General features: G+C 67.0%; 25 protein-coding genes. 13 read left to right on the top strand and 12 right to left on the bottom strand.

Features of this window, described 5'->3' with window-relative positions; translation table 11 throughout:
• The first annotated feature begins 29 nt into the window (after positions 1–29).
• Complete coding sequence (locus AC6CH3_RS04180; RefSeq protein WP_498131247.1) at positions 30–1,460, top strand: MFS transporter; 1,431 nt, start codon at positions 30–32, stop codon at positions 1,458–1,460.
• A 98-nt stretch (positions 1,461–1,558) separates the two neighbouring features.
• On the opposite strand, the gene AC6CH3_RS04175 is transcribed toward AC6CH3_RS04180, so the two are convergent.
• Positions 1,559–2,293, bottom strand: a complete 735-nt coding sequence (locus AC6CH3_RS04175) for an IclR family transcriptional regulator (protein ID WP_498131246.1) — start codon at positions 2,291–2,293, stop codon at positions 1,559–1,561.
• Positions 2,294–2,480: 187 nt separating this feature from the next.
• On the opposite strand from AC6CH3_RS04175, the gene AC6CH3_RS04170 reads away from it, so the two are divergent.
• The 3 genes from AC6CH3_RS04170 (at position 2,481) to AC6CH3_RS04160 (ending at position 6,003) form a co-directional block, all read left to right on the top strand.
• On the top strand, positions 2,481–3,011 hold the full coding sequence (locus tag AC6CH3_RS04170) for a flavin reductase family protein (protein WP_498131245.1): 531 nt from the start codon (positions 2,481–2,483) through the stop codon (positions 3,009–3,011).
• A gap of 54 nt (positions 3,012–3,065) precedes the next feature.
• A complete protein-coding gene (gene hpaB / locus AC6CH3_RS04165) occupies positions 3,066–4,520 on the top strand; it encodes a 4-hydroxyphenylacetate 3-monooxygenase, oxygenase component (RefSeq protein ID WP_498131244.1) in 1,455 nt (484 codons plus the stop codon).
• A 151-nt stretch (positions 4,521–4,671) separates the two neighbouring features.
• The gene (locus AC6CH3_RS04160; RefSeq protein ID WP_498131243.1) at positions 4,672–6,003 is read left to right on the top strand and encodes an MFS transporter; all 1,332 of its coding nucleotides are present in this window, start codon (positions 4,672–4,674) and stop codon (positions 6,001–6,003) included.
• Between the two features lie 100 nt (positions 6,004–6,103).
• Here AC6CH3_RS04160 and AC6CH3_RS04155 read toward each other — a convergent pair whose 3' ends face one another.
• The 6 genes from AC6CH3_RS04155 to AC6CH3_RS04130 all read right to left on the bottom strand — a co-directional run bounded on the left by AC6CH3_RS04155 (position 6,104) and on the right by AC6CH3_RS04130 (position 11,762).
• Positions 6,104–6,844 carry a phosphoribosyltransferase gene (locus AC6CH3_RS04155; protein WP_498131368.1) on the bottom strand — a complete coding sequence of 247 codons (741 nt, stop codon included), beginning with the start codon at positions 6,842–6,844 and terminating at the stop codon, positions 6,104–6,106.
• Between the two features lie 95 nt (positions 6,845–6,939).
• A complete protein-coding gene (locus AC6CH3_RS04150) occupies positions 6,940–7,767 on the bottom strand; it encodes an alpha/beta fold hydrolase (RefSeq protein WP_498131242.1) in 828 nt (275 codons plus the stop codon).
• Positions 7,768–7,771: 4 nt separating this feature from the next.
• Positions 7,772–8,101: a biotin/lipoyl-containing protein gene (locus AC6CH3_RS04145; protein WP_494036328.1), complete on the bottom strand. Its 330-nt coding sequence runs from the start codon at positions 8,099–8,101 to the stop codon at positions 7,772–7,774.
• Complete coding sequence (locus AC6CH3_RS04140; protein WP_498131241.1) at positions 8,094–9,137, bottom strand: alpha-ketoacid dehydrogenase subunit beta; 1,044 nt, start codon at positions 9,135–9,137, stop codon at positions 8,094–8,096. Before AC6CH3_RS04140 ends, AC6CH3_RS04145 begins: the two co-directional genes overlap by 8 nt.
• Complete coding sequence (locus AC6CH3_RS04135) at positions 9,130–10,167, bottom strand: thiamine pyrophosphate-dependent dehydrogenase E1 component subunit alpha (protein ID WP_498131240.1); 1,038 nt, start codon at positions 10,165–10,167, stop codon at positions 9,130–9,132. Before AC6CH3_RS04135 ends, AC6CH3_RS04140 begins: the two co-directional genes overlap by 8 nt.
• A 143-nt stretch (positions 10,168–10,310) precedes the next feature.
• Positions 10,311–11,762 (bottom strand): amino acid permease, encoded by a 1,452-nt coding sequence (locus tag AC6CH3_RS04130; RefSeq protein WP_498131239.1) that lies wholly within the window; start codon positions 11,760–11,762, stop codon positions 10,311–10,313.
• A 179-nt stretch (positions 11,763–11,941) separates the two neighbouring features.
• Here AC6CH3_RS04130 and AC6CH3_RS04125 point away from each other — a divergent pair, with 179 nt between their 5' ends.
• From AC6CH3_RS04125 to AC6CH3_RS04100, 6 genes are all read left to right on the top strand, one after another.
• The gene (locus AC6CH3_RS04125) at positions 11,942–12,421 is read left to right on the top strand and encodes an Lrp/AsnC family transcriptional regulator (protein ID WP_498131238.1); all 480 of its coding nucleotides are present in this window, start codon (positions 11,942–11,944) and stop codon (positions 12,419–12,421) included.
• A 155-nt stretch (positions 12,422–12,576) separates the two neighbouring features.
• On the top strand, positions 12,577–13,287 hold the full coding sequence (locus AC6CH3_RS04120) for an NrtR DNA-binding winged helix domain-containing protein (RefSeq protein ID WP_494036323.1): 711 nt from the start codon (positions 12,577–12,579) through the stop codon (positions 13,285–13,287).
• Entirely contained in the window at positions 13,284–14,588 is a 1,305-nt protein-coding gene (gene nadA, locus AC6CH3_RS04115; RefSeq protein ID WP_498131237.1) for a quinolinate synthase NadA, read from the top strand. Before AC6CH3_RS04120 ends, nadA begins: the two co-directional genes overlap by 4 nt.
• A 21-nt stretch (positions 14,589–14,609) precedes the next feature.
• Entirely contained in the window at positions 14,610–16,334 is a 1,725-nt protein-coding gene (gene nadB, locus AC6CH3_RS04110; protein WP_498131236.1) for an L-aspartate oxidase, read from the top strand.
• Entirely contained in the window at positions 16,327–17,199 is an 873-nt protein-coding gene (nadC, locus tag AC6CH3_RS04105; RefSeq protein WP_498131235.1) for a carboxylating nicotinate-nucleotide diphosphorylase, read from the top strand. Before nadB ends, nadC begins: the two co-directional genes overlap by 8 nt.
• Before the next feature lie 7 nt (positions 17,200–17,206).
• Positions 17,207–18,370 carry a cysteine desulfurase family protein gene (locus AC6CH3_RS04100; protein WP_498131234.1) on the top strand — a complete coding sequence of 388 codons (1,164 nt, stop codon included), beginning with the start codon at positions 17,207–17,209 and terminating at the stop codon, positions 18,368–18,370.
• A 22-nt stretch (positions 18,371–18,392) separates the two neighbouring features.
• Here the strand turns inward: AC6CH3_RS04100 and AC6CH3_RS04095 are convergent, their stop codons facing one another.
• A complete protein-coding gene (locus tag AC6CH3_RS04095; RefSeq protein WP_498131233.1) occupies positions 18,393–19,259 on the bottom strand; it encodes a fumarylacetoacetate hydrolase family protein in 867 nt (288 codons plus the stop codon).
• Between the two features lie 62 nt (positions 19,260–19,321).
• Positions 19,322–19,984 carry a DUF1684 domain-containing protein gene (locus tag AC6CH3_RS04090; RefSeq protein WP_498131232.1) on the bottom strand — a complete coding sequence of 221 codons (663 nt, stop codon included), beginning with the start codon at positions 19,982–19,984 and terminating at the stop codon, positions 19,322–19,324.
• A gap of 137 nt (positions 19,985–20,121) precedes the next feature.
• Between AC6CH3_RS04090 and AC6CH3_RS04085 the strand changes: the two genes are divergently transcribed.
• From AC6CH3_RS04085 to AC6CH3_RS04075, 3 genes are all read left to right on the top strand, one after another.
• Positions 20,122–20,913, top strand: a complete 792-nt coding sequence (locus AC6CH3_RS04085; protein ID WP_498131231.1) for a hypothetical protein — start codon at positions 20,122–20,124, stop codon at positions 20,911–20,913.
• Between the two features lie 72 nt (positions 20,914–20,985).
• Positions 20,986–21,804 carry a transglutaminase-like domain-containing protein gene (locus AC6CH3_RS04080; RefSeq protein ID WP_498131230.1) on the top strand — a complete coding sequence of 273 codons (819 nt, stop codon included), beginning with the start codon at positions 20,986–20,988 and terminating at the stop codon, positions 21,802–21,804.
• 132 nt (positions 21,805–21,936) lie between these two features.
• Complete coding sequence (locus AC6CH3_RS04075; protein WP_498131229.1) at positions 21,937–22,224, top strand: VOC family protein; 288 nt, start codon at positions 21,937–21,939, stop codon at positions 22,222–22,224.
• On the opposite strand, the gene AC6CH3_RS04070 is transcribed toward AC6CH3_RS04075, so the two are convergent.
• From AC6CH3_RS04070 to AC6CH3_RS04060, 3 genes are all read right to left on the bottom strand, one after another.
• Positions 22,221–22,685 (bottom strand): MarR family winged helix-turn-helix transcriptional regulator, encoded by a 465-nt coding sequence (locus tag AC6CH3_RS04070; protein ID WP_498131228.1) that lies wholly within the window; start codon positions 22,683–22,685, stop codon positions 22,221–22,223. The two genes, AC6CH3_RS04075 and AC6CH3_RS04070, sit on opposite strands and share 4 nt — an antisense overlap.
• The gene (locus AC6CH3_RS04065; protein ID WP_498131227.1) at positions 22,685–23,824 is read right to left on the bottom strand and encodes an LLM class flavin-dependent oxidoreductase; all 1,140 of its coding nucleotides are present in this window, start codon (positions 23,822–23,824) and stop codon (positions 22,685–22,687) included. Before AC6CH3_RS04065 ends, AC6CH3_RS04070 begins: the two co-directional genes overlap by 1 nt.
• Before the next feature lie 176 nt (positions 23,825–24,000).
• Positions 24,001–24,630 carry a recombinase family protein gene (locus AC6CH3_RS04060; RefSeq protein WP_498131226.1) on the bottom strand — a complete coding sequence of 210 codons (630 nt, stop codon included), beginning with the start codon at positions 24,628–24,630 and terminating at the stop codon, positions 24,001–24,003.
• Positions 24,631–24,853 lie beyond the last annotated feature (223 nt).

Below are 24,853 nucleotides of genomic sequence, written 5' to 3'. Positions count from 1 at the left end.
GGTGCGCACGACTGAACGAGCCCGGAAACATGACGACTTCCACAGCGCCCAAGCGCCCCTCCCAAAATTTCCACACCCGGAATGTTCGCGCGGATACCGCACCTGCCGATTCTGGACCCGCCCCTTTCGGCGGCAGGTTCGCCCGGCTGGCGCGGCTGGCCGGTAAGGGCTTCATTCCGCTCGGCCTTTTCGCACGCCTCCCGCTTGCCATGCTGACTGTCGGAACGCTGACCCTGGTCACATCCGTGAGCGGCTCATATGCCACTGGCGGCGCAGCGGCCGGAGCGGTGGGGATCGGCTCGGCCGTCGGTGCGCCTGTCCTGGGCGCCCTCGCGGACCGCCGGGGCCAGCGAGCCGTGCTGCTGGTGGCCGCCGTCCTGAATGCCGTGGCCGTCCTCACGCTGATTGCCCTGGCCCATGCGCTTCCCGGCACAGGCAGTCCCGCTGCCGGCAGTGTTGTTGCAGGGGTTTCCGCTGCAGCCGGGCCGGTCCTTGCGGCCGCGCTCCTCGCCGGTTTCAGTTGTCCCCAGGTAGGCCCCCTGGCCCGCGTCAGGTGGGTGGCCTTGACGTCAGGCGGCGGCCGCAAAGGCAGCGTCCCGGATCTGGACACGGCGCTGGCGTATGAAGGCACGGCGGACGAACTGACCTTTGTCCTGGGGCCGGCCCTCGTGGGACTGCTCGCCAGCCTGGTGGCGCCCTGGCTGCCGCTGGCCCTTGCCGCGGCGATGACCATCACACTCGTGCCGGCCTTCGCAATCCACCGGACGCACCTGGCTGTTCCACTCAGGACCGCCGCGCCCCGCAATTCCTCCGGTGCCGTGAAACGCGGCTCCGCCCCGGCAGGCATTGACCGCCGCGGCCGGTGGGCAACCATCGCCGCCGTCGCTGTTCCGGTGCTGGCAATGATCTGCATGGGCACCTTCTTCGGCTCCGCCCAGACGGCCCTGAGCTCCTTCTCCGAAGCCTTCGCGACAATCGAGGCTGCCGGCCTCCTGTACTCGGTGATGGGGCTGAGTTCGGCGGCGGCGGCGATTACGGTGGCTTACTGGCCGGCCAGGTTCACCGTCTCAGCGCGTTGGCTGGCCTGCGCCGCAGTCATGGCCGGACTGTCAGCGCTGCTGCTCCTGCCGGACTCCACGTGGACCATGGTCCTGGTGCTGCTGGTCCTCGGCCTCCCGGTCGGGCCCGTCATGGTGACCGTCTTTGCGATCGGCGGAATGGTGGCGCCTGCCGGGCGTCTCGGAACGGTAATGACGGCGCTGGCCAGCGGCATTGTGGCCGGCACGGCAGCAGGGTCGTGGATCGCCGGCCAGCTGGCCCAGGACCATGGCTACACGGCGGCCTTCAGTGTTGCGGTGGCGGCCGCAGTGGCGCTGTTCGTGCTCGGCGCCGTTGCCGCCGTCGTCGTCCGCTGCATCCCGCGCAATCAGGCGAAGACGGCTGCAGCACCCGCCTCCTGAATGTCCTGCTGCTTCCCGGCGTCACAGCTGAACGGCGTCACAGCTGAACAGCGTCACGCCTGACAGCGGCGCGCGAAGGGCGGCCCGGGCCGGCAGCGTCAGGCGAGCTGCGCTTCGATCCGCGCTGCGCTCTCGGTGAGTGCCGCGGCAACACCGGCGGGGTCCTGGGACGAACGGATATAGACGACGGCGACCGCTGCCGGCCGTCCGCCGGGGACCCTGACGGGGGCGGCCAGCGAGGAAACCCCGGCAATGACCTCATCGTGGCTCGCGGCGTAGCCCCGCGCGCGTGCCTCCGCAGCCTCCGCCCGGTACGGCACTCCGGGGGCCAGCCGGTTCCAGTCGTCTTCCTGCAGGGCTGACTGGATGGCGATGCCGGGAGCCCCGCTGCTGATGGGATGCCGGGAACCGGGGTGCTGGACCACCGTGGCGGCAGAGTGCCGCGGTTCCACCGTGACGAGCGTGACGCAGTCCTGGTGGTCCCAGACGGCAATGAACGCTGTCATGTTGAGGGCATTGGCAAGCTGGGTGAGTTCAGGGAGGGCCGCCGTCTGGAGGTTGCGGGAGACTCCCCTCGCCAGGACAGCCAGGCCGGGACCGGGCTGCACCCTGCCGGCGTCGTCCCGGACCAGCAGCGAGTGGTCCTCGAGGGTCCGCAGAATCCGGTACGCGACAGACCGGTGGACGCCCATGGCGTCCGCGAGTTCGGCGATCGTGAGGGGATTTTCGGCTTCGGCCATGATTTCCAAGGCCCGGATGCCCCTGGAAAGCGTCTGCGACGGGGAGACCTGGGCTTGCGCGGCCCGTGCACCGGCGCTGGCGATTGGATTCATGCTGTCCATCCTAGGCGGGGGGAAGGGGCGGTTTATTCCCGGGTCTTGTGTTGGGGATCACGTTCGGCTAGCGTTCCATATAGGAATCACAAGTTCAACTATAGAATACCTCTTTGAACACGCCTCCGGTGGTGCACCGCCGGCGGTCATTCACCGGACTCACTCCCCGCCACTCAAGGAACCGAGGATGATTGCGAAGCCGGAAGCGGCCCCGGAAGTTCCGGGGCGGACCTCGGTTCCGCGCGCCCACCGTTTCCGGGGCAGCCTGGGCAGGTTCGCCACCGGCGTCGCGATCGTCACGTTCGACGGCGTTACGAAACGCCATGGCATCACGGTGAACTCGTTCACTTCGGTGTCTATGGAGCCGCCGCTGGTCCTGGTCAGCATTGCCCGGAGCAGCACGGCGCACGATGAGCTGGCCGGCCGCCCGTTCACCGTCAACATTCTGGGGGCGGAACAGCGCCAGCTGGCGATGCACTTCGCCGGCCGCCCGGGCCCCGAACCGCTGTGGGTGGAGAGCGCGACGGCGCCGCGGCTGTCCAACGTTTTGGCCTGGTTTGAATGCAAGCCGTGGGCGGCGTACGACGGCGGCGACCACACCCTCTACCTCGGCGAAGTCGTGGACTTCAACTACCGCAACGGAGACGCGCTGGCCTTCGCCAACAGCGCGTTCACCACCATCCCGGAAAGCCAGCTGGGCATGGAAGACCTCCTCTGACGCACAGCCCCCGCCCCAACAACCTGCAGTTCAACGACGACTGGAGACAGAACAATGGGAATCCGCACCGGCCAGCAGTATCTCGACAAACTCAACGCCATGACACCGCACGTCGTGATTGACGGCGACGTGGTCAAGGAGAAAGTCGCGGAACACCCTGCCTTCCGCAATGTGGCGAGGTCCTACGCGAAGCTGTTCGACATGCAGCACGATCCGCAGCACCAGGAAGCGCTGACTTATACATCGCCCACCACCGGGGACCTCGTTAACGCCTCCTTCCTGGTCCCCAAGACCGTGGAAGACCTGCGCCACCGGCGGCGCGCGTTTTCCACCTGGGCGGAAGCGTCCAACGGTTTCCTGGGGCGCACCGGGGACTACATGAACTCCTCCCTGACGGCGCTCGCCACCGCCGGGAAGTGGTTCTCCCAGGCTGACCCGAAATTTGCCGAGAACATCCACAACTACTACGAGTGGGCGCGCGAGAACGATTCGCTGGCAACCCACACGCTCATCCCGCCGCAGGTCAACCGGTCAGTGTCCGGCTCCGAGCAGCTTGGCGGCCAGCTCTCCGCGCACATTGTGGAAGAGCGCAGCGACGGCATCGTCATCCGCGGTGCCCGCATGCTGGCCACCATAGCTCCCATCGCCGACGAGCTGCTCGTCTTTCCGTCCACGGTGCTGCGCGGCACACCGGAGGACGCGCCGTACTCGTACGCCTTTGCCATTCCCAATGACACGCCGGGACTGCGGTACCTGTGCCGCACCTCGCTCTACAACGGCGGCAGCACCCATGATGAGCCATTGGCTTCCCGTTACGAGGAAATGGATGCGGTCGCCATTTTCGACGACGTCTTCGTCCCGGATGAACGCATTTTCATGCTCGGCAACCCGCAGCTCTGCAACGCCTTCTACACCGAGACCGGTGCGGGCGCACTCATGACACACCAGGTGGTGACCCGCACGATTGCCAAGAGCGAGTTCTTCCTTGGACTGGCGTCCGAGCTGGCGGATTCCATCGGCATCGACGGCTTCCAGCACATCCAGGAGGACATCGCAGAACTGATCATCGACGTCGAAATCGGCAAAGCCCTCGTGCGCGCCTCGGAGGCTGACGCCGAGCTGAACGACGCAGGCGTCATGCTGCCCAAATGGAGCACGCTCAACGCCGCGCGCAACTGGTACCCGAAGGTGGCCCAGCGCTTTCCCCAGATCATCCGCAAGTTCTCGGCCTCCGGACTCATGGCGCTCCCCGGCGAAGCTGATGTCAACAGCGGGGCGAGGGCGGACATTGACCTCTACCTGCAGGGGAAGACACTCACCGGGCCTGAGCGGGTGCGCCTTTTCAAATTGGCCTTCGACGCCTCCATCTCCGGCTTCTCGGGCCGCCAGTCCCTCTATGAGTACTTCTTCTTCGGTGACCCCGTCCGGATGGCCGGGGCCCTCGTCAACACCTACAACCGTGAACCCGTCAGGGCCAGGCTGCGGGAATTCCTGAAACGGACGGATTGATTCGTCCGGTTACAATGGGCCCCGCCGAAATTTTCAGTGTGCTTTGTCACATTTTCATAGTATCCTCATACCAACTGACCGTTCGATCAGTAAATCGCTCGGCATCCAATCCCGGCAGTACTCTTTAGCTGCCCCCAGCCACGGAGTTTCAATGACCGCATTTTCCACCGTCGATTCAGAGGCGGGCCCCAGCAGCAAGCGCGAGGAACGGAAAGTCCTTGCCGGGACGCTGGTCGGCACCACCATCGAGTGGTACGACTTCTTCATCTTCGCCCAGCTGACGGCGACGTTGCTGTCGCCGCTGTTCCTCACGCCGCTGCAGGCTTCGAATCCCGGCCTGGCGCAGATACTCTCCTTCGCCCTGATTGGCATCAGCTTCCTGTTCCGCCCGCTCGGCGCAGTCATTGCCGGCCACCTCGGTGACAGGTTGGGGCGAAAGGCCATGCTGGTCTTCACGCTCATCATGATGGGCGCCGCCACATCCCTCATCGGCATGCTGCCGACCTACGCCCAGATCGGGGTATGGGCTCCGATCCTGCTCATCACCCTCCGCATCATCCAGGGCTTCTCCGCCGGCGGCGAATGGGGCGGCGCGGCGCTGATGGCGGTGGAGCACGCGCCGAAGAGCAAGCGCGGACTGTTCGGCGCCTATCCCCAGATCGGCGTTCCGGTCGGGATGATCCTGGCCACCGGCCTGCTGTTCTTCCTCAACTCGGGCATGTCACGGGAGGACTTTGCTGCCTGGGGCTGGCGTGTGCCCTTCCTGCTCTCCATCGTGCTGATTGTCGTCGGCTATCTGATCCGGCGGGCTGTCGCCGAGAGTCCCGTGTTCCGGGAAATGGCCGTTCGCAAGGCTGAAAGCAAGGCGCCGCTGGGCCAGCTCATCCGCCACCACAAGAAGTCGGTTCTGTATTCCACGATGATCTTCATCGGCAACAACGCGGCAGGCTACCTGCTGATCGCCTTCTTTATCGCTTACGCCACCAGGTCGCTGAAGATGCCTGTTCCGCCGGTACTGCTGGCCACCACCTTGGCGTCCTTCGGCTGGCTGATCTTCACGCTGGTCGGCGGGTGGCTCTCGGACAAGATCGGGCGGGTCAAGACCTTCCTCATCGGCTACGGCATCGTCTTCGCCTGGATGATCCCGATGTTCGCGCTCATCGACACCAGGGACATCGTGCTCTACGGCGTCGCGCTGTTCGTATTGACGATCGGCCTGGGTCTGTCCTACGGACCGATGTCAGCCATGTACGCGGAGATGTTCCCGGCGAACGTCCGCTACTCGGGCATCTCGATCGGGTACGCCTTCGGTGCCATCCTTGGTGGCGCGTTCGCCGCGACGATCGCGGAGACGCTGCTCCAGGCCACGAACTGGACCGGATCCATCGGCATCTACATCATGGTCCTCTGCGTCATCTCCGCTGTCGGCGTGCTTCTCGCCAAGGAAACCAGGGGCCGCCCGCTGGGCATCAGCCATCACTGACGCTGATGCAGCGCACTAAGTAAGTTCGCAAAGCTGCGGGCCCGGGCCGGAGGTCCGGGCCCGCAGCCGTGACCCCGCAGCCGTGACACAGGAATCAAGGTCAGGCGTTCGCGCCGTGCAGCAGGCCGATGGCGTCGTCGTCGGTTAACTGTTCGAAGCGCCGGTAGAAATTTCCCACGGCCCGGAACTTGCCCGGCAGATGGAGGCACAGCACATCGCAGACCCGCGAGAGGGACCGTTCCGCCTCGATCGAACCCACGGGGGCCGCAGCCACTACGTGTGCCGCGCCGGCCGACCGGGCCGCCTCCACTGCGGCCCGCATGGTGGCGCCGGTGGCGAGGCCGTCGTCGACCAGCAGCACGGTCTTGCCGCCCAGCGGCAGGTGGGCGCCGGGGTAGGAACCGGCGCGGCGCATCAGTTCGTCCCGCTCGCGGTGTTCCACCAGGTCCAGCCATTCCTGCCTGGCGCCGGTCTCCAGGATGCGCTCCACGAGCGGCCGGTTGAGCAGCCGGACAATCCTGCCGGTCTCAGCGCTTCCGGATTCGGACCCCTGGGGCCCGGCCTCGCTCCCGCCATCTTCCTCCCGGGACGTGCCGGAGGCCGCTATCGCCCGCGCGTAGGCCAGGGCGCCGAAGGCCGTCTCCTCGTGGCCGGGGATGCCGAGCTTGCGGACCAGGAGGGCGCCGTAGGGAAGGTCGAGCGCGGCGGCGGCGGCGGCCGCCACAGGGATGCCGCCCCGCGCGAGCCCGAGCAGCACGGTGTCCGGCCGCCCGCGGAATTGCGGGAGGGCTGCGGCAAGGCGCCTGCCGGCATCTTCCCGGTCCTCAAAAACCATGCCCATGGGATCCTCTTCCGGTTTCTCCACCAGTCAAATCCAGCCTACCGCCGTCGTCATTCCGGGGCCCCCTGCCTAATACAAGGACGCCGGCGGCCGGCCTAGCTGCCCAGGAAGCCGACGGCGGCCTGCTTGAAGGCGCGGCTGGTGATGGCGCTGGTGTGGTTCCGCCCGGGCAACACGAGCTGCTCGATCATGGAACCGGCTTTGGCGGCCAGCTCCGCGAGCTGCGGCAGGGACGCCGCGCGCTCGTCGCTTTCACCGGCCACGAGCAGCATGGGCATGTGCGGCACGGCTTCTGCGGGGTCGTAGGGCTCGGTCTTAATGGCCTCCACCAGGGACAGCAGGGCGAAGATATTGTTGCTGGGCAGTGCCTGGGCCATTTTGAGGAGCCCGGCGGTGGACTCGTCCTCAATCGGCGTGCCGTCGGCCAGGTAGTGCTGGGCGGCAACGAGGTCGAATTCGGCGAGCGGATCAGCCATGTTCGGTCCGCCCAGGACCAGCCTATGCACGAGCTCCGGCTGGGTGGCGCCGAACTCCCAGCCGAGCCGGGAACCCAGTGAGTAGCCGATCACGTCCAGCCCGCTGGAAGGGTCACCGGCCTCTACTGGCCGGGCGCCGGCGTCGAACGCTATCTGCAGGAGGTCCGCACGGATCCGGCTTGGCGAGTAGGAGTCCATGTCTTCGGGAGCGCCGCTGCGGCCGTGTCCGGGCAGGTCCACCGTGATCACCCGCCGGCCCGCCTCCAGGAGGAACGCGAGCCAGCCGGTGTCCTCCCAGTTGAGCTTGCTGGAGGAGGAGAATCCGTGGATCAGCAGGATGGGCCGGAGCCCGGCGTCGGTCTTGGGCTCATGCACAGCGACGTACAGCTGGGGATCGGTGCCCTCCACCGTGTGCAGGTGCTGTTCGCCGGTGTGTCTGCCGCTCATCATGTCAGTCCTCGTCAAGTACGGCGCTCAGGCGGACCCGGCGCTTCGGTGCCTCTTCCGTCGGGACCGTGCCCACGATGCCGGCGGTGTTGTCCGGCACCTCAAACACAATCAGGGGCTCGCCGACATTGATTTTATCGCCGGGCCCGCCGTGGATACGCACCACCTTACCCGCCTGCGGGCTGGGCAATTCAACCGCGGATTTCGTGGTTTCCACCTCGACGAGCGGCTGGTTGCGCTCCACCTGGTCGCCCGGGGAAACGAGCCATTCCAGCACGGTCGCCTCGATGAGGCCTTCGCCGAGGTCCGGCAGCGGGAAGGTGATTTCAGCCACGTCGGTACTCCAATGCCCGCTGGATGCCGAAAAGAATCCGATCAATGTTGGGAATGTATTCATCCTCCAGGTCCCCGGACGGGTACGGAACGTCGAATCCCGTCACGCGCTCGACGGGGGACTTGAGGGTGTCGAAGCAGCCCTGCGTGACCAGCTGGGCCACTTCGGCCCCGAGGCCGGAGGTCAGGGGCGCTTCATGGACGACGACGGCGCGGCGCGTCTTTCGCACGGATGTCACCAGGGCGGCGGCGTCGATGGGTTTGAGCCAGCGCAGGTCCAGGACCTCGACGTCGATGCCGTCCTCGGCGGCGAGGTCCGCCACCTGCAGGCAGCGGGCCACCATCGCACCCCAGGCCACGAGCGTGACGTGCCGCCCTTCCCGCATGACTTTCGCGCCTGTGGGCGCACCGCCGCCGGCGGCACTCAGGTCGACGTCGCCCTTCTGCCAGTAGCGTGACTTCGGTTCCATGAAGATCACCGGGTCGGGCCGGGTGGCGGCGTACTTGAGCAGGTGGTACGCCTCGTGGGGGTTGGACGGCGAGACAACCTTCAGGCCCGGGACGTGGGCGAAGAGCGCCTCAAGGCTTTCGCCGTGGTGTTCAGGCGCGCGGATGCCGCCGAAGCTGGGAACGCGCAGCGTGATGGGCATGGGCAGAGCGCCGCGGCTGCGGTAGTTCAGCCGGGCGATCTGGCAGACGATCTGGTTGATGGCGGGATAGGCGAAGCCGTCGAATTGGACTTCCGGGATCGGGTGGAAGCCGGCCATGGCGAGTCCGGCGGACATGCCGAGGATGCCGGACTCCGCCAGCGGGGTGTCGAAGACCCGGCTGACGCCGTGTTTTGCCTGCAGCCCGTCGGTGATCCGGAAAACACCGCCCAGCCGGCCGCAGTCCTCGCCGAAGATCACGGCCCTGGGGTTCTCGGTGAGGATCTCGTCCAGTGCCCGGTTCAGCGCCTGCTGCATGGAGAGCGTGAGGGTGGCTCCGCTCCGGCTTCCGGTCATGGTCGCCCCGTCCTCAAGAATTCCATTAGACATGTTCTGACTCCTCGCGCCAGCTGGCCGCCTGGGACTGCAGTGTGGGCGTTGTTTCCTGGAACACCAGGTCAAACATTTCGCTGCCCGGCCGCGGACCGAGCGCTTCGAGGCCTTCGCGGATCTTTTCCGCTTCCGCGACGGCGGAGGCGTCCGTCCGGGCGAAGAACCCCTCGTCGGCGACACCGTCCGCCAGCAGTTGCTGCCGGAATCGGTGCAGCGGATCCTCACCCGCTCCCTCGCGTTCCTCGTCGAGTGAGCGGTAGCGTCCCGGATCGTCCGAGGTGGAGTGCGGGCCCCGGCGGTAGGTCATGGCCTCAATGATCACCGGGCCATTCCCTGTCCGGCAGTGGGCGAAGGCGCGCCGGGTGGCCCCCAGGACCGCGAGGACGTCGTTGCCATCCACCTGAACACCCGGAATGCCGTAGCCGGCGCCGCGCGCTGCAACTGAGCCGCCGGCCACCTGGCGCTCTGTGGGCAGGGAGATGGCCCAGCCGTTGTTCTGGACGAAGAACACTACCGGGGCCTTCATCACAGCCGCGAAGTTCATGGCCTCGTGGACGTCGCCCTGCGATGATGCACCGTCACCCAGGTACGTCATTGCCGCGGCGTCGCTGCCGTCCAGCGTCTGGCCGTGGGCCCAGCCCACCGCGTGCAGCACCGAGCCGGCCACGACTGCCTGGATCGGGGCGAGGCGCGATTTCCTGGGATCGTACAGCCCGCCGTGCCAGGTGGCCTTGTGCGTGGACATGTACTCCACCATGTTGACGCCCATGGCACGGGCGACGCCCATCTCGCGGTACGTGGGAAAGACGAAGTCCCGGGCGCTGTCCACGGCGTACGCGCTGCCCACCTGGGCAGCCTCCTGGCCCAGCTCCGGAGCGTAGCCGGGAATGATGCCCTGGCGCTGCCAGGCGACGGCCGCGACATCAAGGTGGCGGACCGCGGCCATGAGCGAGTACAGCTCGCGCAGCTCGTCGGGCGTGGGCGGGGCAGCGGCGTTGCCGCCATCCGGCAGAGGCAAAGTGTCCATAGCTGTGACCCTAGTCACAGCCTTGGCGCCCGGCAATCAACAGGCAGCCGGCCCATCAGACTGTCAGGACTGCGCAGCAAAACGCCGGCCCTGCTGCACAAATTGTGCAGCAGGGCCGGCGTTCCTCTCTTGGGTGCTGGCGCCTATTCGGGCACGGTGGCAGTCGAGGCGGCGCGTGATCCTTCGTCGGCCACGCCGGATTCCGGATCATCGGCTGCTGCCTTTGCTGCGGATTTCGCAGTTAGCCGGGCACCGAAGCGGCAGGCTGCGGCGATGCCGGCGATCAGCAGAATGGTGCTGACCAGCTGGATCCGGCTGCTCTCGGCGCTGAAGCCCACGGCGAAGACCAGCCCGAGGAGCACGAGTCCGAACACCGTCAGGGCCGGAAACCCCTTCATGCGCAGGGGCAGGGGAGTGCCGTCCCGGTCGGCCCGCCGGCGCAGGATCAGCTGGGAGACCAGGGCCGTGCCCCAGACCACCAGGCACGTCGAGCCGACAAGCTGGAACAGTGCAGGCAGGATCCGTTCGGGGAACAGCAGTTCGAGGACGGTGGCAATGAAGCCGAAAGCTACGGAGACGCCCACGGCAACCACCGGCACCTTGGCGCTGCTGAGGCCCGACAGGAAGCGGGGTGCCTCGCGGCGCTGGGACAGGGAATACACCATGCGGGAGGCGCCGTAGAGGTTGGCGTTGAGTGCGGAAAGAAGGGCCACGACGGCCACCAGGGTTATGGCTGTACCGGCGCCCGGAATGCGGGCCGCATCCAGGACCCCGGCGAATGGCGAAGCGAGGGCCCCGGAGGTGGACGGGAGGACTGCCGCTATGACGAAGACCGATCCGATGTAGAAGACCAGGATGCGCCAGACCACGGTGCGGATGGCCTTGGCCACGCTGCGCTCAGGATTTTCCGTCTCCGCCGCGGCGACGCTGACGATTTCCGTGCCGCCGAAGGCAAAGATCACCACGAACAGGGCTGTCGCAATGCCGCCGAGTCCCGCCGGGGCGAAATCGGACGTGATGTTGGCCAGGCCGGGGGAGGCGACGTCCGGCAGGATTCCCAGGAGCAGCGCGGCACCGATGGCCAGGAACAGCACGATGGCCGCGACCTTGAGGATGGCAAACCAGAACTCGAACTCGCCGAAATTTTTCACTCCGGCCAGATTGATGGCCGTAAACGCCACCATAAAGACGAGCGACAGTGCCCAGACCGGAATCACAGGCCAGACAGAGAACAGCAGCCCCGCCGCACCGAGGGCTTCCGCGGCGATGACCACCACGAGCTGCAGCCACCACAGCCAGCCCACGGTGGCGCCTGCAGTCTTGCCCATGGCTTTCTCGGCATAGACGGAGAACGCTCCGCTGTTGGGGTTGGCGGCAGCCATTTCGCCAAGCGCCCACATGACCAGGATGATCAGCGTTCCGGCGACCAGATAGGAGAGCAGGACCGCCGGCCCCGCGGCCTGGATGCCTGCGCCGGAACCGAGGAAAAGCCCGGCGCCGATGGCGCTGCCCAGGCCCATCATGGTCAGCTGCCTGGGCTTCATGCTGTGGCCGAGTTCTACTGCCGGACGCTCCGCCGTGGACTTCATTGTCATGCCTGCGTACCTTCTTGGGGTCGGTGGAAAAGGGGGTCCTTTTGGGACGCTACGAATTTACCGCCTTGTGTCGGACGCCATAGCATCCGCATGTGAGACCATGAGTGCAGATTGTGCAGGATCAGCGCCGGATCAGCGCCATTTTGCACTGACGGCATCCCGAGGGGTGGGGAATAGTGATGGTGGTCGACGGACTGGACGCCAAAATTGTCCGATTCTTTACCGATGTGCCGCGGGCCTCGGTGCTCGAAGCCTCCCGGGTGCTCAAGGTCGCCCGTGCCACAGTGCAGGCGCGGCTGGACCGCATGGCGGACAGCGGAGTGATCGGATCGTGGGTGCCCCTTCCGGACCCTTCCCATTTCGGCTTTCCGGTCGTGGCATTCTGCTCGCTGACCATCAACCAGGACCTGGGGCACGACGCCGTCGTCGAGGCGCTCGCGGAGATTCCGGAACTGATAGAGATCCATACGGTGTCCGGCAGCTCGGACCTGATGGCCCGCATCGCCGCCCGCTCCAACCCGGATCTGCAGCGCGTGCTCGACGCCATGATCGCCACGAAAACGGTCGTTCGCTCCTCCTCGGTGATCGTGCTGAACACCCATTTCCAGGGCCGGACGCTCCCCCTTCTGGAAGCCGAGGCGGCCAGCAACCGCAGGTAGCGGCGGCGGCCGCCCACCTCTTGCCAAGGCATGCCCGGCTGCAACATTTTGATCCACGTCCGGTGAGCCGTAGAATCAGTTTTAGTCATTATGACTTTAACTAGAGGGCGGTCAGCAGGATCGGCCCGATGACGCAGCGAAGCGGGTGAAAAACCGTGTACACCACCTCAGCCAACGTGGCCGAGCGGCAGATTGCACCGCCGTCGCTGGCCATCTCCACGGTGATCTTCGCCCTCCGTCCCAGCGAGGCCTCGGGCCGACCGACGCTGTGGCTGCCGCTGGTGCGCCGCATCCGGGAGCCGTTCAAGGGCCTCTGGGCGCTCCCCGGCGGCCCCCTGACCCACTCGGAATCCCTGCAGGACGCCGCCTCACGGAACCTGCGTGAAACCACCGGCCTCACGCCCAGTTACCTCGAACAGCTGTATGCCTTCGGCGGCCTGCACCGCTCACCCACCCAGCGCGTGGTGTCGATTGTCTACTGGGCGCTGGTCCAGCCCACCGAGGCCGCGCTCACCGGAGAGTCGGAGAATGTCAGGTGGTTCCGGGCGGACAGGCTGGGGGACCTTGCCTTCGACCACAACGCGATCGTTGACTATGGCCTCTGGCGGCTGCGGAACAAGCTCACCTACGGCTCCATCGCGTACCACTTCCTCGGCGAATACTTCACCCTCGCCCAGGTCCGGGAGGTCTACGAGGCCGTCCTGGACACCCGGCTGGACCCGGCGAACTTCCGCCGCCACATCAAAGCCACACCGGACATCGAAGAAACCGGTGAGTACCTCCAGGGCGGCAAACACCGCCCGCCACGCCTCTACCGATTTACCGGCCGCCCCGGCCTTGACCCAGATAACAGGAGCACCCCATGAGCAGCGTCAACACAGCAATCCAGCTGATCACGCGTGAACAGGCCGAGAAAGGCGCAGCGGCTGCCGGCAGCACCTGCAGCCCGGCACTGGCCAAAGGCCCCTGGGACTATGACCTGGCCGAAGCCCTGGCAGGCATCCCCGCGTACGGTCCGGGAGCCTCCAGCGCCGACGTGGCACCGCCCTCGACGCCCCGGCAGGGCCAGCTCCCGGAGGAGTACAAGCTCGCAAGCGACGCCGAGCTCGATGCCCGAATCCGTGCGGCCAAGGACGCCCTGGGCGACCGTGCCGTCATCCTGGGGCACTTCTACCAGCGCGACGAAGTGGTGCAGTACGCCGATTTCGTCGGCGACTCCTTCCAGCTGGCCAATGCGGCCCTCACCCGGCCTGACGCCGAGGCCATCGTGTTCTGCGGCGTGCACTTCATGGCGGAAACCGCCGACACCCTCTCGAAGCCGGAGCAGGCGGTCATCCTGCCCAACCTCGCTGCCGGCTGCTCGATGGCGGACATGGCCGATGAGGACTCCGTAGAGGACTGCTGGGAACAGCTGGAGGAAATTTTCGGCACCGAGCCCGACGCCGAGGGCCGTGTTCCGGTCATCCCCGTCACCTATATGAATTCGTCAGCCGCGCTCAAAGCCTTCTGCGGCAAGCATGGCGGCATCGTCTGCACGTCCTCCAACGCCAAGACCGTGCTGGAATGGGCCTTCGAGCGGGGCCAGCGCGTCCTGTTCTTCCCGGACCAGCACCTGGGCCGGAACACCGCCAAAGCGCTGGGCGTGCCGCTGGAGCAGATGCCCATGTGGAACCCGCGCAAGGAGCTCGGCGGAAACGACGAACAGGCGCTGCTGGACTCCCGGGTGATCCTCTGGCACGGGTTCTGCTCCGTCCACAAGCGCTTCAATGTGGCGCAGATCGAGAAGGCCCGCGCCGACTTCCCGGGCGTCAACGTGATTGTCCACCCCGAGTGCCCCATGGAGGTGGTGGATGCCGCCGACTCCGCCGGGTCCACGGACTTCATCCAGAAGGCCATCGCGGCCGCCGAGGAACCGACAGTGTTCGCGATCGGCACCGAGATCAACATGGTGAACCGCCTCGCGGCCCAGTACCCGCAGCACACCATCTTCTGCCTGGACCCCGTTATTTGCCCGTGCTCCACCATGTACCGGATCCACCCCGGCTACCTGGCCTGGGTGCTGGAGGAACTCGTCGCAGGCCGCGTGGTCAACCGCATCACCGTGGATGACGCGGTGCAGCAGAACGCCAGGACCGCTCTTGAGCGCATGCTGGCCGCCAAGCCCTAGTAACCCCGAAGTGAGGCACGGATGATCACATCCAGCGGACCCCTGGCGTCCGGCCGCCGGCTGATTGTCGTTGGCAGCGGCATCGCCGGCCTTTACGCGGCCCTGCTCGCCTCGGAAGCAGGGGCCGACGTCGTGCTGCTCACCAAGGCCGCGCTCGCGGACAGCAACACGTACTACGCCCAGGGCGGCATTTCAGCCGTCCTGGACGAACCGTCGCCCGGGGACACGGTGGCGGCGCACATCGCCGATACGCTGAAGGCCGGCGCCGGCCACTGCGACCCGGACGCCGTGCGGGTGCTTTGCACCGAGGCACGCCGGGATATTGCAGGGCTGGAACGCTTCGGCGTGCGCTTTGACCTGGACGACGACGGCGATCCCGCCTTGGGTCTTGAGGCCGCCCACTCTGCGCCGCGGATCCTGCACGCCGGGGGCGACGCGACCGGGGCGGGAATTGCCAACGCACTGATCTGCGCCGTGCTGGCCGCCCAGGCAAGCGGAAAAATCCGGCTGCTGGGCCATGCCCGCACCACGGCGCTGGTTCGGACCGGCCGGCGCGTGACGGGTGTGGAGTACCTGCACGACGGCCAGCTGAAAAGCATCGAGGCCGACGCTGTGCTGCTTGCCACCGGAGGCGCCGGGCAGCTCTTCGCCCAGACCACCAACCCCTCCGTTGCCACCGCTGACGGCCTGGCGCTCGCCTGGCGGGCGGGTGCTGCCGTGACGGACCTCGAGTTCTTCCAGTTCCACCCCACCTGCATGGTCCGCAGCGCCGAAGCCGCTGAATCCGAGGGCAACCAGGACCCGCTGCTGATCTCCGAAGCAGTGCGCGGCGAGGGCGCCATCCTCGTGGACGCCCGCGGCCACCGCTTCATGCCGGACTACCATGCGGACGCCGAGCTCGCCCCGCGGGACGTCGTTTCCCGCTGTATCGCCCTCCACCTCGCGGCACTGGGCGATCCCAACGGCCACGTGTACCTCGACGCCCGCGTGATCGAGGCAGCGAAGGGGCCCGGATATCTCGAGCGCCGGTTCCCCACCATCACGTGGCGCACGCGTGAGGCCGGTGTCGACTGGACCCGCGAACTCGTCCCCGTCGCGCCCGCGGCCCACTACTGGATGGGCGGTGTGACCACCGACCTGCACGGCCGCACCACAGTGCCCGGGCTCTTCGCCGCCGGGGAAGTCGCCCGCACCGGAGTCCAGGGCGCGAACCGGCTGGCCAGCAACTCCTTGCTGGAAGGGCTGGTCTTCGGCCGGCGCGCCGTCGAGGCGTTCCTGGCTGGTGACGTGCATTCCGCCGAATCGGACCTGCGACGTACTGCCAGCGCCTCCCTTGAGTGGGAGTCGGCGTGGGAGTTCGAGAGCACTCCTGCTCCGGGGCCGATTGAGACGTCCTTTGCCAAACCGGGGGAGTTCTCCCGCCAGGCCTTGCGGCGGCTGATGACTGCCCAGGCGGGTGTGCTCCGAACCGGTGCGCAACTGCGGGCGGCGGGGGCCGCGCTTGCGGCTTGGGCCGCCGTCGTCCGTCCCGAACGCCTGCCCACCGTGGACGATCCGCGGGAGCATGAGGACGCGAACCTGCTGCTGTCCGCCCAGCTCCTGGTCCACGCCGCCCGGGAGAGAAGGACGTCGCTCGGGGCGCACTACCGCGCGGACGGCACGCCTGCGGTCCCGGCCGCGGCGGCCGCTGCAGACACTGATACGCGTTACACCATGAGCCGGAAAGCGAGCCTCGTCCATGACTAGCCTGACCCTCCCTGCAGCACCCGTCCGGGACATCCTGGAACGGGCGTTCGCCGAGGACGCGCCCAGCGGGGACATCACCTCGCAGCTGCTGATCCCGGCCGAGGCACGGGCCACGGCCGTGCTGAACGCCCGCGTTCCCGGCGTCTTCAGCGGCGGCACCGTCTTCCGGGACGCCATGCTGCTCGTCGATCCGGACACTGAGGTGGAACTGCTGGTGGCTGACGGTGAAGCGTTCGACGCCGGAACCCGCCTTGCGCGGGTTAGCGGCCGGGCACGCAGCGTGCTGCTTGCGGAACGCGTCGGACTGAACCTGGCCCAGCGCATGAGCGCCATCGCCACCCGCACCGCCGAGTTCGTCCGGCTCGTGGACGGGACCAACGCCCGCATCACGGATACCCGCAAGACCACGCCGGGCCTGCGCGTCCTGGAGCGTTATGCGGTGCGCTGCGGCGGCGGGGCAAACCACCGCTACAGCCTGTCCGACGCCGTGCTCGCCAAGGACAACCACCTCGCCGTGATGACCGGGGGCGATCCGGAACGGCTCACCACCCTCTTGGCGGCCGCCAAGGCGCAGCTCGGGCACACCACGCATTTCGAGGTGGAGGTGGACAGCGCAGATCAGATCGAGCCCGTGCTGGCCGCCGGCGTGGACACCATCATGCTGGACAACTTCTCCCTTGAGGAGCTGCGGGCCGGTGTGCGGCAGGTGGGAGGCCGGGCCGTGGTGGAGGCCAGCGGCAACGTCAATCTGGGAACGGTCGCCGACATTGCGGCGGCGGGCGTGGATGTCATCTCCATCGGCGCCCTGACCCACACGGTCACGTCCCTGGACCTCGGCCTGGACGTCGAGCTGACGGTCAGCTGAGCAGGCCATGATCTTTCTTGACGCAGCCGCCACCACCCCCGTCCGGCGGGAAGTGCTGGAAGCCATGTGGCCCTTGCTCACCGGAGAGTTCGGCAACCCGTCCAGCCATCACTCGCTGGGCGGGGCAGCCGCAACGGCGCTCGCCGATGCCCGCAAGACGGTGGCGGACGTGCTCGGCTGCCGCCCGGGCGAAGTGACGTTCACGTCCGGCGGAACGGAAGCCGACAACCTCGCCGTGAAGGGCATGGCACTGGCACGGCAGGCCGCGGACCCGGCACTGAACCGAGTGGTGATCAGCGCCATCGAGCATCCCGCCGTGGAGGAATCGGCCCGCTACCTGGAACGCTTTCACGGCTTCAGCGTGGACGTGGTGCCGGTGGACGGCGCCGGGCGCGTGACCGCCGACGCCCTGGCCGCCGTGCTGGTGCCCGAAACGGCGCTGGTCAGCATCATGTTCGCCAACAACGAGGTGGGAACAGTCCAGCCCGTGGCCGAACTGGCGGCACTGGCACGGCAGCACGGCGTGCCGTTCCACACCGATGCCGTACAGGCCGCCGGCTGGCTGCCCGTGGACGTGAAGGCCCTGGGGGTCGATGCCCTCAGCATCTCGGGCCACAAAATCGGGGCGCCGAAGGGCTGCGGTGTGCTGTTCGTGCGGGGCCGCACCCGCGTGGAGCCGCTCGTGCACGGCGGCGGCCAGGAACGCGGCCGCCGGTCCGGCACGGAGAACGTGGCGGGGGCCGTCGGCCTGGCCACCGCGCTGGCCCTGGCCCACAACGGTCAGGCGCGGCTTGCGGAACGGGTGACCGGCCTCCGGGACGGGTTCATCACCGCGGTGCTCGAGGGAGTCCCGGGAGCGGTGCTGACCGGTCATCCCGTGGACCGGCTGCCGTCCGTCGCGTCCTTCTGCTTCCCGGGCACCAGCGGTGAATCGGTGCTGCTGGAGCTGGAGCGGCAGGGCGTGGTGTGCTCCAGCGGTTCGGCGTGCGCCGCAGGATCCGACGCGCCGTCCCCGGTGCTCCTCGCGCTGGGGATAGAAGCTGAAATCGCCCAGACCGCCGTCAGGTTCAGCTTCGATTCCTCGGTGACCGAAGCGGACCTGGACGCAGCGGCGGTGGCCGTGCGGGCCGCCGTCGGAAGCGTCCGCACGCTCGGCTCCGCCAGCAGGTAGCTGCGCTGGCGGCCGAAGCGGGCTAATCCAGCGGTGCGGCCAACCTGACCGGGTTGGTGAGTTCGCCGATGCCGCCGACCCGGCACGTGACGGTGTCTCCGGCCGCGAGCCTCGCCGAAGTGGCCGGGAAGCCGGTGAGGACCAGGTCGCCGGGGTGCAGCGTCATGAAGGAGCTGAGGTAGACCAGGATTTCGTCCACTTTCCAGCCAAGGTCAGCAGTGCTTGCGGGCGAGAGTTCGGTGCCGTTGTGGACGATGCTGACGGGAAGGTCGGCGGCATCCAGCCCCGTGACGATCCAGGGGCCGGCCGGCGTGAAGGTGTCCTGGCTCTTGGCACTGAGCCAGAGATCGTCGGACTTCTGCAGGTCCCGGGCGGTGACGTCATTGCCGATCGTGAAGCCCAGGATGGCGCTTCGTGCAGTGCCGAGGGTCAGGGCTTTGGCCTTGCGGCCGACGACGACGGTCAGTTCCGCTTCCGGCTCCACCAGGCCGGCTCCGTGGGGCAGTTCAATCGCCTCACCCGGGCCGACGACACTGGTGGCCGCCTTGTGGAAGGCCTGGGGCGGGAGGTCACGGCCTGCCCGGCCCGTGTTGTGGGCCATGCCCAGGACATTGCCGGGGACGCTGGGGGCAAGGAACCGGAAGGCGTCCTGCGGCACCGTGGCGCCGGGCTCCCAGCCGGTCCGCGGCGCACTGCCGGCGTTGGCCGGCGAGCCGGGGAAGGGGCTGTCGATGACCGTCCACTGCCGCCCGGCGTCGGTCTCGAAGCCAGGGGCCGCGTTGGTGACATAGAACTGTTCACCACGTTCACCACCCGGGGGTGTCCTCCCGTCAGTCGCGGAGGAAAGGGGGCGGACACGGGCTATCCGGCGCGGGGGAGCAGGAGTCATTCAGCCATCCTAGGCACGGGCAGGTGTCGGCAGTGAACGCCATGCCCTGACATTGCGCCGCGTCAGTACAGTTCGCCCACCGGGATGTCGACCGCGAGGCGGTTCTCGGGACCGGCCAGCGGGCACGCCCAGGCCTCGTTGTAGGCGCACGAAGGGTTGTAGGCGAAGTTGAAGTCCAGCACGAACGCCGCATCCGGGCCCGAGCCGCGGACGCCGTGAAACGCTCCCTTGATGGTGTCCAGCAGGTACCTGCCGGCGCCATAGCTGCCGCCCGGCTGGCCTGCGGTGGCGTCGCGGAACGGCACGAAGATTCCTCCGCCGTAGCCAATGAGCTTCCAGACAGCCAGCTGACCCATCTCTGGCAGGTCGAACGTTCCCAGCCGCAGGAACCTGACGAGGCCGTCGGTGCCGGTTTCCACACTGATCTCGCGGCCGGCGCCCTCCTTGGTCAGGGGCACGTGGAAGCGGTAGATCGGATCGTAGTCGGCTGTCCTGAGGCCGCCGAAACTCGCCTTAGCCTCCGCCGTGAGGGCCGACGCCGGGTGCGTGGCGAACATGCGGTCCCGCTCCTGCCGCCAGTACGTATGCGCTTCCGCGGGGCTGTCCGCGGCAATTCTGCGGACATTGTCATACAGGGCAAACGTACGCAGCCGCCAGTCAGCAACGTCGACGGCGGACATGCCCGCCAAGGTCTTCTCCGCTGCGTCAAGCTCGTGTTCCGCCATATCCACAGCCTAGCCTCCTTTCCGATCCGGCTGCGCGTCGATTCCGGCAGGCACAGCTCCCGGCAGGCGCAGCTCCGTCCGCGAAACACGGAGGCCGAAGACCCAGACCGGGCGGTGCCGCGCACTAGGCTGGAGGCATGACTGGGATGACAGCTTCCCGCAGGACCGGTGCGGCCGCCGTCGCGCTGCTCGCTGCGACGCTCGTGGCCGGCTGTGGCAATGACAGCAAGGGTTCCCCGGCCTGGACCGTGGAACCAAGCGGCGGCAGCGCATCCGCCGGCGCAACGCCGGCAACAGCCTCCCCGACTGCCACCGCGTCAGGCGCCCCGTCCGCCCAACCCGGCACGACGGCGTCGGCCTGGAAAGTCTTCGCCGATCCCGCCAAGAAAGTCAGTTTCGAACTGCCGAAGGAATGGATAGCCCAGGCTGTGGAGCCGGACAAGGGCACACTGCCCGGCGCCGTCAAAATCGAGGTCAAGGACGCCGAGGGTACCTACCTCGCCACCCTCCAGACCGGGCTGCCGGAATCCGCGCCGCCAGCGTGCACCGCCACCGCCAGGAAGTCCTATGTGGTGGTCAGCAGTGTGCCGGTGGAACTGCCGCACAGCGGCGGTGAAGGCACGATTTCCCCACATGTGGTGTTCCGGGTGATCCAGGGGTACCGGTTCTTCGGCTCCTACGGAATCACGAATGTGGTGGGCGGAGCCGACTCCAAGGCGTGCCAGCTGCAGAACGTGGTCCGCGGGCTGGAAGGCCAGGGGAATTACTCCTTCAGCGACGTGCGGTCCCTGAAGTCCTTCGCGCCGGACGAGAAGGTGGCGCCCGCGAAAGCCTTCGACACTCTGGACCAGGCCGCGGACTACGTGAACGAAGGTTCCGAATTTGCCAACGTCCAACGGATGCTAATGTCTCTGGAGATCAAGAACTAGTCCGCTGCCGCCGGCATACCCAACGGTCCGCAGCTGCGACTGGCTTCCACTTTCCTCACACTCCGGAGATTAATGGAACGCACTGTGGCTGCACGCCTGGTCTTTCAGACCGTGGCCGATACCAAGGCAGCCCTGGCTATATCCGTGGCCAGGAATCCGGGCTATACCTCCCTCGCCGAAACCCTTTCAGTGTCGACTTCTGACTCGGGCGGAGACCAGCAGGTTCCCGTGACTGAGCTTTCCGACCACCACGGCGGCAGGTTCCACTACATGGAGTTCGCCGATCCCACGGAAGTCACCGTGGACTATACAGCCACCGTTAAGGGCTTCGCCGAACCGGAAGAAGCATCCCTGATGGAGCTTATCCGCTACGTCCGGCCGAGCAGGTACGCGGAATCGGACCGGCTGCTCCCCACGTCCTATGCGGAATTCGGCGGCCTGCACGGGCAGGAACTCCTCCGTGCGGTGCGCAACTGGGTCTGCAACGAGCTCCGCTACGTCAGCGGTTCGTCCCGCGGAACCGACGGCGCAGTGGAAACACTCCTGAACCGCCGCGGGGTCTGCAGGGACTATGCCCACCTGGCCATCTCCCTGCTGCGGGCCAAGAACGTGCCGGCGCGCCTGGCCGCGGTGTACGCACCCGGCCTGTCGCCGATGGACTTCCATGCCGTGGCCGAGGCACACATCAACGGCGCGTGGCATGTCATAGATCCCACGGGGCTCGCCCCCAGGGAGACGATGCTGAGGATCACATCCGGGCGCGACTCCTCTGACACGGCCTTCCTGTCCACCGTAGGCGGAAGCCTGTCAATGCGGGAAATGAAGATCATCGCGGTGGTCAACGGCGAGCTGCCGGCCGAGGACCCGGACAAACTCGCCGTCCTCCGCTAGGCAGCCTCCCACATCGGGTAGGGCCTGGTATCTCCCATATCGGGCAGGGCCTGGTATAGGGTCGGGCGGTATGGGGCTGCGACTTGTTCAGGTGAATTTCAAGGCTCGGGATGACTCAGCGCTCGGCCGGTTTTGGGCAGAGGCGCTCGGCTGGGGCGTTTCCAGCGAGGGACCCGGCGTGACCAACATCGAACCCGTAGGCATCGTCTGGCCCGATCCCGCCGCCGTCTGCATCGATGTCGTCAGCCATACCCCGGTGACGATCAGGCGGCAGAGGTGGCCCGGCTGCGGGATCTGGGCGCCACTGACGCCGACGTCGGCCAGGGCGATGTGCCATGGGTGTGCCTGGCCGACTCGGAAGGCAACGAGTTCTGCGTCCTCACCCCGGGCTGCCGCAGAACTCGCCGCCGCCCAGGCTAGCGTGGCAGGGAGTTGCGCAGTTTCGCCGTCAGCCTTAGCAGCTCCCTCTGTTCGGCAGCCGTCAGCGCCGGTGAGATCAGCTCCGCGATATCCCGGACGTGTTCGCGGCCAATCTGTTTCTGCAGTTCCGCCCCTTCGTCCGTCAATTTCACCAGGATGCCCCGTCCATCATCCGGGGCCGGCATCCGCGCCACCAGGCCCCGCTTTTCAAGCCGCTCAACCAGCCTGCTGAGGCTGGACTGGCTCAGCAGCACGTTGTCGTTGAGCTCGTTCAGGCGCAGCCAGCCGGAGGGGCACCGGGACAGCGTGAACAGGACGTCGTACTCATTCAAGGCCAGAGCCTTGAATGCCGGCCCCGACTGCAGGCGCCGCATCACGGCGACCTGCGCGCGGAACAGGGATTCCCAGGTTTCGGCCGCAAGACGCACCGGTGACGCCGCCGCCGTCGTCCGGGCGGGCATCACGCCTCCCGGGCTGGCGCCGAGGCGGAAGAAGCGGCAACGGCTTCCGTGCCCGCGTCCTGGTCGGCCATCCGTGCGGCGACACGCCCGGCATGGGTGGGCGGATCCGGGACATGGGCCGGCTTCAGGGCCGCGTACTCCTTGCGCAGCACCGGCAGCACCTCTTCGCCGAACAGGTCAAGCTGCTCCAGAACGGTCTTGAGCGGCAGGCCGGCATGGTCGATGAGGAACAGCTGGCGCTGGTAGTCGCCGAAGTACTCGCGGAAGGTGAGGGTCTTCTCGATGACCTCCTGCGGGCTGCCCACGGTCAGCGGAGTCTGCGACGTGAAATCCTCGAGGGACGGGCCGTGGCCGTAGACCGGGGCGTTGTCGAAGTAGGGCCGGAACTCCTTGACCGCGTCCTGGGAGTTCTTCCGCATGAAGAACTGCCCTCCGAGGCCGACAATCGCCTGGTCTGCCTTGCCGTGGCCGTAGTGCTCATAGCGCTCGCGGTAGAGCCCGATGAGCTGCTGGTAGTGCTCCTTGGGCCAGAAGATGTTGTTCGCGAAGAACCCGTCGCCGAAGTAGGCCGCCACCTCGGCGATCTGCGGCGTGCGGATCGAGCCGTGCCACACAAAGGGGGCCACGCCGTCGAGCGGCCGGGGCGTGGAGGTGAAGTTCTGCAGCGGCGTGCGGAACTTGCCGGACCAGTTCACGGTGTCCTCATCCCAGAGCCGGCGCAGCAGGCTGTAGTTTTCGATCGCCAGTTCGACCCCGTCCTGGATGTTCTTGCCGAACCAGGGGTAGACGGGAGCCGTGTTGCCCCGGCCGAGGACCAGGTCCACCCTGCCGTCGGCGAGGTGCTGCAGCATGGCGAAGTCCTCGGCAATCTTCACGGGATCGTTCGTGGTGATCAGCGTGGTGGCCGTGGAAAGGATGATGCGCTCGGTCTGGGCGGCAATGTAGGCAAGCGTGGTGGTGGGGGAGGAGGAGAAGAAGGGCCGGTTGTGGTGCTCGCCCAGGGCGTAGACGTCCATGCCGATTTCCTCGACCTTCTTGGCGATGGCCACCGCAGCCTTGATGCGCTCGTTCTCGGTGGGCGTCCGGCCCGTCGTGGGGTCCGTGGTGATGTCGCTGACGCTGAATACGCCGATCTGCATGATGTGCCTTCCGTTATCCGAACTGTTCCGGGCTTGCTTCAACTGTACCCGATTTAGATGCATATGCATCTATCAGTCCATGTAACGTTGAGCACGGAAGGTTATTCCCACGCCCTTCTCCCTGCCGTGCGCTTGCTTGTGACCGTCGCTGAGAATGGCCCTCAGGAGGTGCGGCCCTACGAGGTGGTCTTGCCCTGACGGTTATGGTCAGGCGCCAGCCGCGACTCCTGCTTCTGGCGGGACCGCTCTAGCGCGCGGTAGACGGTGGAGCGGCCCACGGAGAACAATTCGGCAATCTCAGACATGGTGTGTTCGCCATTGGCGTGCAGTTGAACCAGGTGTGCTTCCTGCCTGGGCGAGAGTTTTGGCTTCTTCCCGCGCAGCCGGCCCTTGGCCTTGGCCACCCTCATCCCCTCGCGGGTCCGTGCACGGATGAGGTCACCTTCAAACTCAGCGACCATGGCCAGGACATTAAACAGCAGTTTGCCGATTGGGTCGGTGGGATCATGAACAGAACCGCCGATGCTGAGTTTTACCCCGCGTGCGGCTAAGTCATCAGCGATCTGATGAGCATCCCGGACGGAGCGGGCGAGCCGGTCCAGCTTGGTGACGATGAGCGTGTCGCCTTCGCGGCACGCTGCCAGCGCTTCACGGAGGCCTGGACGGTTCGTGTTGCTGCCGGTAAGGCCGTGGTCGACGTAGATCCGTGATGCATCGATGCCAAGGGCTAGAAGAGCGTCCCGTTGCGCTGTGAGGTCCTGCTCGTCTGTCGAAACCCTGGCGTAGCCAACCAATAGTTCAGGCATGAATAGCAGTGTCTCATATCACACCCCGTCCCCGGACGGGCCGCCGGACTGGTCTTGCGGGACACTTCTCGGGACGATGTTGTAATCGCTCAGTTGGCTGCGGGGTTTGCCCGGTATGGGACCGGCTTACGGGACGTTATGCGGACGGGCCTCTTACGGACGTTTTTCAGCGGATCACGCGGACGACGCTCTCGTGAGACGGGGCAGGCTGTAGAGACATGCT

It is taken from the genome of Arthrobacter sp. GQ119 (assembly GCF_059759125.1).
Note: the sequence above shows the minus strand (reverse complement) of the source record. Positions and strands in the feature narration are given on the sequence as shown.